At 74.3% G+C, this 14,815-nt stretch carries 12 protein-coding genes; 7 read left to right on the top strand and 5 right to left on the bottom strand.

Annotated elements, in window-relative coordinates; all coding sequences use genetic code 11:
- Positions 1–98: 98 nt before the first annotated feature.
- Positions 99–1,310: a glycosyltransferase gene (locus ACZ6NC_RS00340; RefSeq protein WP_465727335.1), complete on the bottom strand. Its 1,212-nt coding sequence runs from the start codon at positions 1,308–1,310 to the stop codon at positions 99–101.
- Between the two features lie 161 nt (positions 1,311–1,471).
- A complete protein-coding gene (locus tag ACZ6NC_RS00335; RefSeq protein WP_465727333.1) occupies positions 1,472–2,608 on the bottom strand; it encodes a winged helix DNA-binding domain-containing protein in 1,137 nt (378 codons plus the stop codon).
- A gap of 257 nt (positions 2,609–2,865) precedes the next feature.
- Between ACZ6NC_RS00335 and ACZ6NC_RS00330 the strand changes: the two genes are divergently transcribed.
- The 6 genes from ACZ6NC_RS00330 to ACZ6NC_RS00305 all read left to right on the top strand — a co-directional run bounded on the left by ACZ6NC_RS00330 (position 2,866) and on the right by ACZ6NC_RS00305 (position 10,331).
- A complete protein-coding gene (locus tag ACZ6NC_RS00330; RefSeq protein ID WP_465727331.1) occupies positions 2,866–4,494 on the top strand; it encodes a cation:proton antiporter in 1,629 nt (542 codons plus the stop codon).
- 96 nt (positions 4,495–4,590) lie between these two features.
- The gene (locus tag ACZ6NC_RS00325) at positions 4,591–6,021 is read left to right on the top strand and encodes an NDP-hexose 2,3-dehydratase family protein (RefSeq protein ID WP_465727329.1); all 1,431 of its coding nucleotides are present in this window, start codon (positions 4,591–4,593) and stop codon (positions 6,019–6,021) included.
- 173 nt (positions 6,022–6,194) lie between these two features.
- Positions 6,195–7,346, top strand: a complete 1,152-nt coding sequence (locus ACZ6NC_RS00320; RefSeq protein WP_465727327.1) for an acyltransferase family protein — start codon at positions 6,195–6,197, stop codon at positions 7,344–7,346.
- A gap of 80 nt (positions 7,347–7,426) precedes the next feature.
- Positions 7,427–8,434 carry an NAD-dependent epimerase/dehydratase family protein gene (locus tag ACZ6NC_RS00315; RefSeq protein WP_465727325.1) on the top strand — a complete coding sequence of 336 codons (1,008 nt, stop codon included), beginning with the start codon at positions 7,427–7,429 and terminating at the stop codon, positions 8,432–8,434.
- Positions 8,435–8,516: 82 nt separating this feature from the next.
- Complete coding sequence (locus ACZ6NC_RS00310; protein ID WP_465727323.1) at positions 8,517–9,626, top strand: DegT/DnrJ/EryC1/StrS family aminotransferase; 1,110 nt, start codon at positions 8,517–8,519, stop codon at positions 9,624–9,626.
- 102 nt (positions 9,627–9,728) lie between these two features.
- Positions 9,729–10,331, top strand: a complete 603-nt coding sequence (locus ACZ6NC_RS00305) for a dTDP-4-dehydrorhamnose 3,5-epimerase family protein (RefSeq protein ID WP_465727321.1) — start codon at positions 9,729–9,731, stop codon at positions 10,329–10,331.
- Positions 10,332–10,468: 137 nt separating this feature from the next.
- Here ACZ6NC_RS00305 and ACZ6NC_RS00300 read toward each other — a convergent pair whose 3' ends face one another.
- Positions 10,469–11,425: a GlxA family transcriptional regulator gene (locus ACZ6NC_RS00300; protein ID WP_465727319.1), complete on the bottom strand. Its 957-nt coding sequence runs from the start codon at positions 11,423–11,425 to the stop codon at positions 10,469–10,471.
- 71 nt (positions 11,426–11,496) lie between these two features.
- Here ACZ6NC_RS00300 and ACZ6NC_RS00295 point away from each other — a divergent pair, with 71 nt between their 5' ends.
- Positions 11,497–11,829, top strand: coding sequence for a cupin domain-containing protein (locus ACZ6NC_RS00295; protein WP_465727317.1), 333 nt, complete (start codon positions 11,497–11,499; stop codon positions 11,827–11,829).
- A 79-nt stretch (positions 11,830–11,908) separates the two neighbouring features.
- Here the strand turns inward: ACZ6NC_RS00295 and ACZ6NC_RS00290 are convergent, their stop codons facing one another.
- Positions 11,909–12,214 (bottom strand): hypothetical protein, encoded by a 306-nt coding sequence (locus ACZ6NC_RS00290; RefSeq protein WP_465549576.1) that lies wholly within the window; start codon positions 12,212–12,214, stop codon positions 11,909–11,911.
- 182 nt (positions 12,215–12,396) lie between these two features.
- Entirely contained in the window at positions 12,397–14,814 is a 2,418-nt protein-coding gene (locus tag ACZ6NC_RS00285; RefSeq protein ID WP_465727315.1) for a protein kinase domain-containing protein, read from the bottom strand.
- Between the last annotated feature and the right edge of the window lies 1 nt (position 14,815).

Here is a 14,815-nt window from a genome sequence, read left to right as displayed (position 1 = left end):
ACCAGCCGCCTCTTGATACCCCCCCCCCCCCCCCCCCCCCCCTCGCTCGCGGTCCCCACCAAATCAACCCCCGGAGTCCCCCCCCCGCCCCGGAGCCGTCAGTCCAGCGGCAGGGCGCCGTCCGCCACCAGCCGCTCCAGCAGCCCGACCGCCTCGGCCGGCCCCGGCAGGCCACGCAGTTCGGCGCGCAACCGCGCGGTGTTCTCCCGGTAGCGCGCGTCCGCCAGCACGTCCGCCGCGGCCGCGCGCACCGCCTCGGGGGTCAGCGTGGCCGGGTCGACGCAACGGCCGATCTCCAGCTCCTCCACCCGGCGGGCGTTGTCCGGGTGGTCCCCCAGGAACGGCACCACCACCTGCGGGATGCCGGCGTCCAGCGCGCCCACCACCGTGTTGAAGCCGCCGTGGGTGACCGCCAGCGCGCAGTGCGGCAGCAGCAGGCTCTGCGGGATGTAGCGCTCCACCCGGGTGTTGGGCGGCAGCGGACCGAGCTCGGCCGGATCACTGTCCCGGTCCGTGGTGGCGACGACGTTCACCGGCTCGTCGGCGAACGCCTCCAGCACCCGGCCGAAGAGGCCGGGGAAGGCCCCCGGCACCCAGCGGTTCGCGATCGTCCCGAAGGTCACGTACACCGTCGGACGGTCCGGCAACTCGGTGACCCACGTGGGCAGTTCCTCGCCCTCGGCGCGGTCGAACGGCATCGGCCGCAGCGCCCGCAGGGTCCGCGGGCGAGTCCGGCCCGGGTACAGGTACCCGGGCGGCGCGCAGCTCAGCGACAGGTGGCGGTGGAGCATCAGCTCCTGCGGGTCGGGCGCCAGCCCCGCCTCGGCCCGGACCTTCGCCAGCTCCTCGGCGATGAGGTCCTTCAGCGGGCCCATGTCGTAGAGCGGGGTGGTGTCCAGCGCCGCGTGCGGCACGCCCAGCACCTCGGCCGCCACCGCGCCGCCCACCTCGTAGCTGTCGCGCACGATCACGTCCGGGTGCCAGCTCTTGGCGAGCTCCAGCAGGTCCGGGACCATCCGGCGGGCCCGGACCCCGTACAGGATCCGGGCGATCGCCACCCGGTCCATCTCCACGCCGTGCGGCGGCAGGCCCCGGGCGCTCTCCTTGATCCGCAGGAACTCGGCGTCGCCGTCGCCGTCCCGGCTCAGGCCCGCCGCGAAGCCGCGCAGTCCCATCGCCGTCACCTCCGGCAGCATCGAGCGGCCGGTGGCGAAGGCGACGTCGTGGCCGGCCGCCCGGGCGGCGGCGGCCAGCGGGACCAGCGGGTGGAAGTGCCCGGGGGCCGGTGTCGTCGTGAACAGCACACGCATCGAGGGCTCCTCAGCAGTCGGTTGGCTGCTGTCTACCGCCCACCCGGGCGCGCCCGCTGCTCAGTTGTGGCCAGTCGGCCGCCCCGCCCGGCCCGGTGCGTCCGGCCCGAGTGCACCCCGGCCGGATGCACCCCGCCCGGCCGCGGTGCCAGGCTGGCGGCTCAGTCGGCCAGCACGACGTGGGCCGGGCCGTCCGGCAAGGCCACCGGCAGCAGCCGCTCGGCCTCCGCGACCAGCTCCGCCGTCACCGCGCGGGTGAGCTTCCGCAGGGGCGTGAGGGTCAGCACCGCCTCGCGCCGCTTGCGGTCCAGCGACCACACCCCGGCGACCGTTCCGTCCACCAGGAAGGTCGGCTTCAACTGCAGGTTGGCCTTGGCGTAGACCGCGTTCTTGTACTCCGGCGGCAGGATCCGGGCCCGCCGCTTGGGCGCGAACGCCAGCAGGGCACTGTCGAACCAGGGCAGCAGCCGCACCGGCACCGGCTCCTCGGCCGGCGGGCGGGGCGCGTCCGGCAGGTCGTACAGCAGCCGTCCGTCCTCGTCCCGGAACACCTCCAGCCGCTCGCCCAACGACGCCAACAGCGCCTTCACCGGGGTGACCTTCGCGCCGATCCACTGCGCGACGTCGTCGGCCCCGGCCGGGCCGAACGCCCGCAGATGACGCAGGACCACCTCCTCCAGCGCCTCCTCCGCCGGTACGCCCTCCGGCGACCGCGGCGCGGCGATCACCCCCTCCGGGATGCCCTCCCCCCACACCCCGTCGGCGGGCGAGCGGACCAGCGCCACCGTCGAACGGAACGGCCGCCACTTGTACGTGCGTTGCAGCTCCAGCTCGGCCGCGTCGAAGGCCTCGGGGTTGGCGGCTACCCACTTCTCGACCCAGTCCGCGACCTCCTGCGGCGACCGCGCCACCGACCCGGCGTACTCGGCCAGTTGCTCCCGCAGCCGGTCCGTCGTCGCGGCCGACTCCCCGCGCGTGCGACGCCAGGTGTCGTCCCCGACCGCCGCCACCACGGCCGCGTACGCTCCGTGCTGCTCCGGGGTCACCAGGTGCAGCGTGCGCCGCAGCAGCGTGCCGACCACGAGCTCGCGCCGCTCCAGCGCGGTGCGCACGCTGTCCGCGTCCACGCCCCGCACCCGGCTGAAGAGGGCGACCGGCAGCGCCGGCCCGTACTGCGCCTGGACGGCGCCGATCGCCTCGACGGCCTGCGGCAGCGGCAGGTCGAGCCGCTCCCGCAGCCCCTGCCGGGCCAGCAACGCACGGTTCAACGCACGGTCCGTCAACGTCTGCCCGCTCACGCCCACCCCTTGTCCTGCCGAAGTCCGCTTGCCTGCCGAGGTCTGCCGAGGTCTGCCGAGGAATCGCAAGGTCCGGCAAGGCCTGCCAAGCTCTGCCGCCAGGCAGCCTAGTCGAGCAGCGACGGACCGGCGGCGGATCGCCACACCGGCCGCCGGGCGCGCGGGGAATGCGCAATTGTGCCTATCCGGCGTCCTTCGGCGGCACCTAGGTTCTCGCCCGGACTCACCTGTTGGACACCGTGAGAAAGACGGACCGGATGAGTACGGACAGGCTCACGAGAGCCAGCGAAACCCCCCAGAAGAACAACACCGCGCGCCGACGGCGCGTCATCGGCATCAGCGTCGCGCTGGCGGTGGTGCCGGCGGTCGTGAGCCTGATCGCCCTGAATCACGTCCAGGGCACCGGCGGCGGGGCCGCCCGGGCCGGCGCCGGCGCCCACCCGGATCCCACCGTGCACTTCCTGATCGCCGTCGTGGTGGTCCTGGGTGTGGCCCGGCTCGCCGGGCGCCTGGCCGTCCTGGCCGGCCAGCCGCCGGTGGTCGGCGAGATCTGCGCCGGCATCGCGCTCGGGCCCACCCTGCTCGGGCGCCTCTCCCCCGGCGCCACCGCGTGGCTGCTGCCCGCCGGCGTCCTGCCGATGCTCAACGCCCTGGCCCAACTCGGCCTGGTGCTCTTCATGTTCGGTGTCGGACGGGAGCTCGCCTCGGTCCGGCTGCGCGGAACGGGCAGCCGCAACGTGCTGGTCACCCAGGCCTCCCTCGCCGTGCCGTTCGCGGCCGGGACGGTGGCCGCGGTCGCCCTCGGCAGCCGCTACCTCGGCCCCGCCCAGGACCCGCTCGCCTTCACCGTCTTCCTCGGCTGCGCACTGAGCATCACCGCGTTCCCGGTCCTGGCCCGCATCCTGGAGGAGCTGCGCCTGACCCGTACGCCGCTCGGGCGCCTCTCCCTGCTGGCCGCGGCCGTCGGCGACGCCGGTGCCTGGCTGCTGCTGGCCGTGGCCGTCGCGCTGGCCCAGGGCAGCACCACGGTGAGCCCGTGGGTCACCGCGGGCGGCGGCCTCGCCACCGCCGTGCTGCTGCTCTGGCCGGTCCGCACCGCGCTGCGGCGCACCGCGCACCTCCGGCTCGGCCGCACCCGCGCGGCGGCGGGAGACCGCCCCGCCGCCGGTGTCCGCACGGCACCGGGCGACGGCGGCGCGGCCATCGTCCTGCTGCTCTGTCTGGCCTGCGGCGCGGCCGCGCTGACCTCGGCCATCGGCCTGCACGCGGTGATCGGCGCCTTCCTCGCCGGAGCGGCGTACCCCACCGGGACACCGGCCCTGGACGCGGCCGCCGACCGGGTGGCGTCGTTCTCCGGCACCCTGCTGCTGCCGTTCTTCTTCCTCGGGTTCGGGCTCTCGGTCGACCTCGGGGCGCTGCCGCTGGACGCGGACACCCTCCTGGCGGGCGGCGCGCTGCTGGTCGCCGCGGTGCTCACCAAGCTCCTCGCGGGTCTCTGCGCCCGGCCGGCCGGCATGGGCTGGCGCGACGCGGCCGGCCTCGGGATCCTGCTCAACGCCCGCGGCCTGACCGAGCTGGTCGTCCTCGGCATCGGCAAGCAGGCCGGGATCATCGACCAGCGGATGTTCGCCATCCTCACCGTCATCACCCTGCTGACCACCGCCCTGCCCGTCCCGTTGCTGCGGCTGCTCGGACACGGCCGCCCCCAGCGGAGCGCCGCCGTTCCGGAAGCCGACGCACGGGACGCGGCCGCTGCGGACGCCGACGCGCCGAACGCCGACACGCACGACACCGACGCGCCGGACGCCCTCGCGCCGCCCGCGGGGTCCCCGGACGGGGAGGCCCGCCCGCTGCCGCAGGAGAGCGGCGCCCACCACCGGGCGTAGGGCTTGTCTGACGATCCCCAGCCCGGCCCGAGCCGTCCGGCCTCCACCGACCACATCCCGGCCGCCCCGGCCGGCCCCACCCGTTGCGGAGAAGCCATGGAAAAGCTGTCACCGCCCCTTCCGGCCGCCCACCCGCTGCCCGGCAGGGGCACCCCCTCCCTCGCACAGCGCTTCATGCTCTCCCTCGCCGCCCAGGACAGCACGCACTTCCCGCTCAGCGCCTTCCACACCTGGTACACCGAGCGCTGCGCACGCCACTTCAAGGTCTCCCGGATCCCCTTCGACGCCCTCGACCAGTGGTACAGCGAACCCGGCACCGGGAACCTGCGCCACCGCAGCGGCCGGTTCTTCTGCATCGAGGGGCTGCGCGCCGAGGACGGCGACCGCCCCGCCCCGGGCGACGCCCGGCCGATCATCATCCAGCCCGAGATCGGCACCCTGGGCATCCTGGTCCGGGAGTTCGGCGGCATCCTGCACTTCCTGATGCAGGCCAAGATGGAGCCCGGCAACATCAACACCGTGCAGCTGTCCCCGACCGTGCAGGCGACCCGCAGCAACTACACCCAGGCGCACGGCGGTTCGGCCGTCCGCTACCTCGAGTACTTCGCCCGCCCCGGCCGCGCCGAAGTCCTGGTCGACCTCCTGCAGTCCGAACACGGCTCGTACTTCCTGCACAAGCGCAACCGGCACATGGTGGTCGAGACCACCGAGGCCGTCCCCGGGAACCACAACTTCCACTGGCTCACGCTCGGCCAGATCGGCCGCCTGCTCCGGCAGGAACACCTCGTCAACATGGACTCCCGCACCGTGCTGTCCTGCGTCCCCATCGACTCGCACGGCCTCGTCCCGCCCGGCGCCCACGGCGTCGGTGCGGCCGTCCTGCAGTCGCTCAGCCCCACCGCGCGGCCCCGGCACACCCTGGACGAACTCACCCGCTGGCTCACCGACATGCGCGCCGGCGCGCCCGGCTCCGCGCGCCGGGTGCCGCTCGCCGACACCGAGCAGGCCGGCTGGATCCGCACCCCCGACCGCATCGCCCACCGGGACGGCGGCCCGTTCGCCGTCATCGGCGCCCAGGTCGAGGCGGACAACCGCGAAGTGGCCTCCTGGTCCCAGCCGCTGCTGGAACCGACCGGCACCGCCGTCCACGCCTTCCTCGCCACCCGCCTCGACGGCGTCCTGCACGTCCTGGTGCAGGCCCACGAGGAGGCGGGTTCCCTCAACGGGCCCGAACTCGCCCCGACCGTCCAGTGCCTGCCCGGCGAGACCTCCCCCTTCCTCGACGACGTGCTCTCCGCCCCCGCCGCCCGGGTGCACTACGACGTCCTGCAGTCCGAGGAGGGCGGCCGCTTCCACCACGCGCAGAGCCGCAACATGCTCGTCGAGGCCCCGGAGGGGTTCCCCGTCGAGCAACCCCCGCAGTACCGGTGGGCCACCCTCGACCAACTCGCCCGGATCACCCGCTTCGGACACCACGTCAACATCCAGGCACGCACCCTGCTCGCCTGTCTGCTCAGCACCACCTGACCCGCCCGCACCACCCCTGCGGACCCGGCACCGCGTGCCGGCCCCGCCCCGCCCTCCCGCCACCTCCCCGCGTCCGCCCTCCCGCCACCTCCCCGCGTCCGCCGTCCCGCGTCCGCCGTCCCGCGTCCGCCGTCCCCGCCGGGGCGGCGCGGGCTCCCGAAGGAAACCAGGCCATGACCGAGCACCCCGCGAGAACCACCGCCGCCGCCCCGGCGTCCAGACTCGACACCCTGACCGGCCTGCGGTTCGCCGCCGCACTGCTGGTCTTCCTCTACCACGGCTTCGTCGAGGTCGGGTTCGTCAGCGGCACAACCGGCGAACACCTGCACTCTGCCATGGAACGCGGCGGCAGCTACGGCGTGGGGTTCTTCTTCGTCCTCAGCGGCTTCGTCCTCACCTGGTCCCAGCGCGGCAGCGCCCCGCGGGGCCAGTTCCTGCGCCGGCGCCTGGCCAAGATCTTCCCCAACCACCTGGTCACCTTCGTGGCGGCGATGCTGCTGACCGTCGGCACCGGCACCGCCCTCGGCGTCAGCGGGTGGCTGCCCAACCTGCTCCTCCTGCAGTCCTGGTGGCCGGACCCGCTGGTCTCGGCCTCCGGCAACCCGGTCAGCTGGTCACTCTCCTGCGAGCTGCTGTTCTACCTCGCCTTCCCCCTGCTGCTGCCGGCCGTCAAGCGCATTCCGCGACGCGCACTGTGGCCCGCGACCGCGGCCGTGGTCGCCCTGTGCGCCGCCGCCGCCCTGACCGCCCGCTACGTCATCTCCAACGAACCCGCCCTGCCCTACCCCGGCTTCGAGTCGATGTCCTTCCACCAGGTGTGGTTCGTCTACTTCTTCCCGCCCGTACGGATGCTGGACTTCCTGCTCGGCATCCTGCTGGCCCGGCTCGTCCTGACCGGCCAGTGGATACGCGTCGGCCTGCTGCCCGGCCTCGCCCTCGCCGTCGCCGGCTACCTGGTCTCCACCTACTCCTCCTACCTGCTGGGCGTCGGCGGCCTCGCCTCCGTCTGGGTGGGCCCGCTCATCGCCGCCTCGGCGACCGCCGACACCCGCGGCACGCCCTCCCTGCTGCGCACGCCGCTCTGGGTGCGGCTGGGCGAACTGTCCTTCGCCTTCTACATGGTGCACTACCTCGTGCTGACCCAGCTGCGCAAAGCCCTCGGCCCGGAGTGGACCTCCTCCACCGGCGTCGAGCTGCTCGTCGTCCTGCTCGGCCTGGCCCTCTCCTTGGGCCTGGCGTGGATCCTGCACACCCTGGTCGAACGCCCCGTCACCCTCCTCGCCGCCCGCCGACGGCCGGCCGCCCTGTCCGCCACCGCGTCCTGACCCGCCCCCGACGGCCCGCCCCGCCGCCCCAGGCCCCGGGCGGGGCGGCGCCCGCGGCCGAACGAAGGAACCAGACACCCATGACGGCCCCCCTCCCCGGCCCCGACGACACCCCGCTGATCACGGTGCTCGGCGCCTCGGGCTTCGTCGGCTCCGCGGTCACCGCCGCGTTCAGCCGCCTCCCCGTCCGGCTGCGGGCCGTGGCCCGCCGGCCCAGCACCGTACCCGCGGGCGCCTCCTCCACCGAGGTCTGCAGCGCCGACCTCACCGACCGGGACGCCCTGGCCGAGGCCGTGGCCGGCTCGGACGTGGTCGTCTCCCTCGTCATGCACACCGGCGGATGGCGCGCCGCCGACACCGGCGACGACCCGCAGACGGTCAACATCGGCGTGATGGCCGCCCTGACCGAGGTACTGGGCAACCGCCCGCCCGGCGGGCGGCCCCCGCTGCTCCTCTACTCCGGCGCCGCCTCCCAGATCGGAGTGCCGCAGACCGAGCCGATCGACGGCAGCGAACCCGACCACCCCGCGACCGAGTACGACCGCCACAAACTCCGCGCCGAACAGCTCCTCAAGGAGGCCACCGCCGCCGGAGCGGTACGCGGGGTGAGCCTGCGCCTGCCCACCGTCTTCGGCGCGCCCACCGCCCCCGGGGCGGACGACCGGGGCGTGGTCTCGTACATGATCCGGCGGGCACTGGCCGGCGAACCGCTCACCCTGTGGCACGACGGCACCGTGCGCCGCGACCTGCTCTGCGTCACCGACGTCGCCACCGCCTTCACCGCCGCCGCCCGTCAACCGCACCGCCTGGTCGGCGGCCACTGGCTGCTCGGCTCGGGCCACGGCGAACCGCTCGGCGACGTCTTCCACACCATCGCCGGCCTCGTCGCCGCCCGCACCGGCCGCCCTCCGGTACCCGTGCTCTCCGTCACCCCGCCCGACCACGCCCCCGCGACCGACTTCCGCAGCGTCACCATCGACTCCTCCGCCTTCCGCCACGCCACCGGCTGGCGGCCCAGCGTGCCCCTCGAACAGGCCCTGGCAGCCACCGTCGACGCCCTCGCCGGCACCCCCGGCCGACCAGGCTGACCCCGGGCACGCCACCGAACCCCTCCCCGGCCGGGCATCCGCCCCGGGGCACCACCACGCAGAGAACGGACCAGCAGAACACATGACCATCCGGGTGTGGGACTACCTCCAGGAATACGAGAACGAACGCGCCGACCTCCTCGACGCCGTCGACCAGGTCTTCCGCTCCGGACAACTCGTCTTCGGTGCCAGCATGCGGGCCTTCGAGGACGAGTTCGCCGCCTACCACGGCGTCGACCACTGCCTGGGCGTCGACAACGGCACCAACGCCGTCAAGCTCGCCCTGCAGGCCCTCGGCATCGGCCCCGGCGACGAGGTCATCACCGTCTCCAACACCGCCGCACCCACCGTCCTGGCCATCGACGGCGCCGGAGCCACCCCCGTCTTCGTCGACATCGACCCGGACACCTACCTGATGGACACCCGTCAGGTCGCCGCCGCGATCACCGACCGCACCCGCGCCCTGCTGCCGGTCCACCTCTACGGCCAGTGCGTCGACCTCGCACCCCTGCAGCAGCTCGCCGCCGCCCACGACCTCAAACTCGTCGAGGACTGCGCCCAGGCCCACGGCGCCCGCCGGCACGGCCGCGTCGCCGGCTCGACCGGTGACGCGGCGGCCTTCTCCTTCTACCCGACCAAGGTCCTCGGCGCCTACGGCGACGGCGGCGCCGTCCTCACCCGCGACCAGGGCACCGCCGAACGGCTGCGCCGGCTGCGCTACTACGGCATGGCCGAGCGCTACTACGTGGAACAGACCCCCGGCCACAACTCCCGCCTCGACGAAGTCCAGGCCGAGATCCTGCGCCGCAAACTCCGCCGGCTCGACCACTACACCGCCGCCCGGCGCGCCGTCGCCGACCGCTACCGCCAGGGCCTCGCCGACACCGACCTCGTCCTGCCCGCCACCGCCCCCGGCAACGAGCACGTCTACTACGTCTACGTGGTCCGGCACCCGCAGCGCGACGCCGTCCTGGAGGCCCTCAAGGCCCACGACATCGCACTGAACATCAGCTACCCCTGGCCGGTCCACACCATGACCGGCTTCGCCCACCTCGGCTACGGCCGGGGCTCGCTGCCCGTCACCGAACAGCTCGCCGAAGAGATCTTCTCCCTCCCGATGTACCCCACCCTCACACCCGCCGTGCAGGACCGGGTCATCGACACCCTCCGCGAGATCCTCCGGAAGCTCTGACCCCGCAGACGCCCCGCGCATCCGCCTGCCCGGCCTGTCAGCCCGCGTGACAACCGGCCCGCCCCGCCTGCCAACCGGCCCGCCCCGCCTCCAGGAGACGACATGGAAGCACGCAAACTCGCCGTCGACGGCGCCCTTGAGTTCACCCCCCGCATCTTCCCCGACGACCGCGGACTGTTCGTCTCGCCCTTCCAGATCGCCGCCTTCACCGAGGCGACCGGCCTCCCCGCCTTCCCCACCGCGCAGAGCAACCACAGCCGCTCCCGCCGCGGAGTCGTCCGCGGCATCCACTTCACCACCACGCCGCCCGGCACCGCCAAGTACGTGTACTGCCCGCACGGCGAAGTCCTCGACATCGTCGTCGACCTCCGCATCGGCTCACCCACCTACGGCGCGTGGGACTCCGTCCTCCTCAACCCCCGTACCTTCAAAGCGGTCTACTTCCCCGTCGGGGTGGGGCACGCCTTCATCAGCCGGGCCGAGGACTCCGTCGTCTCCTATCTCCTCACCCACCCCTACGTGGCCGAGCACGAGCAGGCCGTCTCCGTCCTCGACCCCGAACTCGCCCTCCCCGTCCCCACCGACACGCCCCCGATCCTCTCGGACCGCGACAGCGTCGCCCCCACCCTCGCCGAGGCCCGCGCCGCCGGACTCCTCCCCCGCTACGCGGACAGCCTCGCGATCGAGGACACCCTCCGGCGGTAGAGCGCCCGGACGGCAGGTCCGTCGCCGCACGGCCGATGCGAGGACAGCTCCCCCTGCGGGGTGGCCCTCCCCGGCCCGTTCGAGCCGGGCCGCGCCGACCAGGCCGCTCCTACCAGACCGCTCCTGCCGGGCCGCGCCTACCGGGCTTCGCCGAAGGCCCGCCGGTAGGCGCCGGGGGTGGTGCCGAGGGCGGCCCGGAACCGGTGGCGCAGGTTGACCGCGGAGGCGAGGCCCACCCGGGTGGCGATGGCCTCCACCGGCAGGTCGGTCCGTTCCAGCAGGACCCGGGCCGCCTCGATCCGCCGACGCAGCAGCCACTGGCCGGGGCTGACGCCGAGCTGCTGGTCGAAGCGCCGGGCGAGGGTGCGGCTCGACAGCCCGGCGTGCTCGGCGAGCCGGTCGAGGGTCAGCCGGGTGCCGAGCCGGGAGGAGGCCCACTCCAGCAGGGGTGCCAGCGACTCGTCGACGGCCCGGGCGGGCTCGGGCCGCACGGCGTACTGGAGTTGGCTGCCCTCCCGGTGCGGCGGCAGCACCATGCTCCGGGCGACCTGGGCGGCGTACGCCGCGCCGTGGTCGGCGCGCACCAGGTGCAGGCACAGGTCGATGCCGGCCCCCGTCCCGGCGCTGGTCGCCACGTCGCCGTGGTCGACGTACAGCACGTCCGGGTCCACCTCGACGCCGGGGAACGCCGCGGTGAGCTGGTCGGTGCGGCGCCAGTGGGTGGTGGCGCGGCGGCCGTCGAGCAGTCCGGCCTCGGCCAGCAGGAACGCCCCCGTGCAGATGGCCACGATCCTGGCCCCGCGGCGGTGGGCGTCCCGCAGCGCCGCCACGACCGCCTCGGGCACCGGGCCGCCGGGCGGCTGCCACCCGGGGACGATCACGGTGTCCGCCTCCGCCAGGGCGTCCAGCCCGGCGTCGACGAGCATCGCGTACCCGGCCGTGGTCGCCACCGGCCCGGGGCGCTCGGTGCACACCCGGAAGTCGTAGCGCACCGGCACCTCCGGGCGGACCGTGCCGAAGACCTCACTGGCGCAGGCGAGTTCGAAGGGCGACTGGGGCTCGTTCAGCAGGGCGACCACGCGATGACGGCTCATGGCAGGAATATATCCATGGATGTCTTTCCAGACTCTCGAAGGCGTGCACCGCCCTGCCGCACAGTGGCCGCATGAGCGAAACCCATGACGCCACAGCACTGAAGACCACCGTCCAGGTCGACCACGTCGAACCGGCCGACGTCGCACCCGGGATCGTGCGCCGCCGGCTGCCGGCGACCGAGTACGCCCGCGGCTGGCTGATCGACTTCGCCCCCGGGACGGAGTGGCCGGAGGTCGACGTCCACTCCGCAGAGGAGCGCTACTACGTACTGAGCGGCGAGGTGATCGAGGGCACCGAACATCACGGCCCCGGCACCTACGTCGTCTTCGCCCCGGGCAGCAGTCACCGCCCCCGCACCCACACCGGCGCCCGCATGCTCGGCATCACGGTCATGCCCCGCTGACCCACCCCGCAGCGGATGCCGTGCGTGGGCCCGCCGGTCGGCGGCCCCGCGCACGGCATCCGGAAGAGGAGGGCGCGGCTCACGTCTCCCGGCCGCGGGCCACCTCGGCCGCCCAGCCGATCCCGATCACCAGCGCGAGCACCACGAGCACCGCACCGAGCGCGATCGACGTCCAGCCCCCGCTGGTCAGGCTGTCCAACTGCTCCTGGTAGGTGGTGTCGTGCGGCTCGGGCATCCCCTCGGAGAACGATCCGGTGACCTTGGGGTGGCAGATGTCGCCCGGCTCCATCGGCCGGCCGTAGCAGGTGGGCACCACCGTGTGCAGTTTGCTGACGCCGGACAGGACCAGGCCGGCCCCGCCACCGAGCACAACGAGCAGGATCACGAATCCCATGACCGTCGCGGCCCCCGTCCCTCGTACGGCCGCCGGCCGGCGCGCCCTCGAACGCTTCGACGCGGCACCTACCCCGGCCGGTTCCGCCGAACCGGGCTCCCGCCGTGTCCTCGGGCACACGGCCGCCCGGCGGCGTCACGGCCTCCGAGGATGCGGCCGCCGGGCGGTGCGCCTCAGCCGTGAGCCGCCTTGCCGTCGGCGGCGATCGCCACCAGGCCCTTCTCGGTCGGGCCGTAGAGCCGGCCGCCGCCGGCCCAGTACGGCACGGGGGTCGCACTGCCGCTGCTGGGGTGGAAGTCGAAGGTCCAGCGGGGGGAGCCGGTGGCCGGATCCAGCGCCCAGACCTTGCCGTGGACCCAGATGTAGAGGGTCTCGTCCGCGTAGTGCGCGGCCATGTCCTGGAGCAGCCCGCTGGGCAGGGAGCCCGACCAGCGGACGGCACCGGTCTTGGCGTCGAACGCCTGGACGACCGTACAGGCCTTCGCGTAGTGCGCTCCCAGGGCGTAGACGGTGGTGCCGTCGGGGCTCGCCACCGCCCCCTTGAAGGCCCACTCCCCGGCGGACTGCCAGGCCACCTTCCCGTCCGCCGGGTCGACCGCGTAGAGCCGGTCGCCCAGGTAGAGGAAGTAGCCCCCGGCCGAACTGTGCTGGCCGTCGCCGAAGAAGGGCAACATCATGACCGTGGCTCCGCTGCCCGGCGCCAGCTGCTGCCAGAGGCTCTTGCCGCCGTCGTTGACGTCGAGGGCCTCCAGCTTCCCCGTCTTCTTGTAGGTGTTGAGGTCCAGGTCGTAGGTCTCCCACAGCAGGCGGGTCCCGGTGGAGGGGATCGAGAGCCTGGTGGTCTCCGTCACGCCGCGCGCTCGGACAAGCTGCCACCGGAGCTGACGCGTCGCCGGATCCACCGCCCACACGAAGCCCCCCGTGTAGGCGACCGGGGCCTTCGGGTCGGGGAGGTGGAAGGTGCCGATCGCCTCCCCGTGGACGTAGACGAGGTTGTCGAGGAGTCCCACCACCGAGGCGGAGCGGGCGATCCGCAGGTCCGGCCGGTTCAAGGTCCAGGCGACGGTTCCGGTCGCGAGGTCGACGGCTTTGAAGACGTACGTCAGGTCGGTCTCACCGCCGTACCCCATCACGTAGGCCATGCCCCCGCCGACCGCCACCGGGCAGTCGCCGCTGCCGACCCCGGCCGGTGCGGAGTAGTTGGTCAGCGGTCCCCATCGGGGCTTCCCCGCCCGGTCGAACGCCGAGACGCCCTTCATTCCGGCGACGACGATGGTGTCACCCTCGCCCGTCACCGCGATCAGCGGCTCGTCCACGGGCGTCGTCCAGAGCGGGGTCGCGAGGACGTCCGTGTCCAGCGAGCGCGAGAAGTCGGTCGGGTTCGCGGCCGGGGTCGGCGGCGGGCTGCCGGAGCCCGTCCCGGGCCCGGCAGCGGCCTGCGGCTTGTCGCGGTCGCCCGTCCGGGTGAGGAACAGCGCGGTGCCACCGCCGGCCACGGCCACCGCCCCGACGGCCAGGCCGAGCAGCAGCTTGCGGCGGCCGGGCCGGGCCGGGGGTGCGGGCGTGACCCGGCCGAGCAGCAGCGTCGGCTGCCCCGTCGGCACCTCGGCCGAGGGCCCCACCGGCGGCGGCCCGGCGGGTCCGCCCGGCCCGGGAGGCAGCGGCGGCTGGACCGGCGGGAGCGACGGGGGTGGCGGGGGCGCGGCGGCTGCCAGCGGGGCCATCACCGCCGCCGCCTCCTCGATCGCCGCGACCAGCACCGGGTGCAGCCACGTCCCCGGTGTCAGCGGTCCCACCCCCTGGGAGGCGGCGAGCTGCTGCGGCGTCGGCCGGTCCCCCGGGGCCTTGGCCAGGCAGGCCGCGACCAGCAGCCGCACCCCGCCGGGCACCGCCGCGAGGTCCGGTTCCTCGCTCACCACCTTGCGCAGCATCTCCAGCGGATGCCCGCCGTCGAACGGCCCGGTCCCGCCGGAGGCGGCGAAGGCCAGGGTCGAGCCGAGCGAGAACACGTCGCTCGCCCCGCTCGCCCGCTCCCCCATGGCCTGCTCCGGCGACATGAAGGCGGGCGTGCCGAAGATCGCGCCCTCGGCGGTCAACGCGGTGCCGTCGGCCGCCCGCGCGATGCCGAAGTCGATGACGTGCGGCCCGTCCAGCGCAAGCAGCACATTGCTCGGCTTGAGGTCCCGGTGGGTCAGCCCGACGGCGTGGATGTTCTTCAGCTCCTCGGCGATCCCGGCCGCCAGGATGCGCAGCACGTGGTCGGGGAACGCGCCGACCAGCCGGACCGCCTCGTCCAGCGCGACCCCCGGCACGAAGGCGGTCGCCATCCAGGGCACGGGCGCGTCGGTGTCGGCGTCCACGACGGGGGCGGTGAACGCCGAGGAGGCCGCCCGGGCCGCCGAGACCTCGGCCCGGAACCGCGCGCGGAACTTCGCGTCGCCGGCCAGTTCGGGCCGGACCAGTTTGACCGCGACGGTCCGTCCGCCGGCCGACCGGCCGAGGTAGACCACCCCCATGCCGCCGGCCCCCAGCCGGCCGAGCAGGGCGTACGGGCCGATCCTGGTCGGGTCGTTGGCTTCCAGCTGGCGCATG

The sequence above is a fragment of the Kitasatospora sp. NPDC041988 genome, from assembly GCF_055588525.1.
This window is presented reverse-complemented; position numbering and strand designations above follow the sequence as displayed.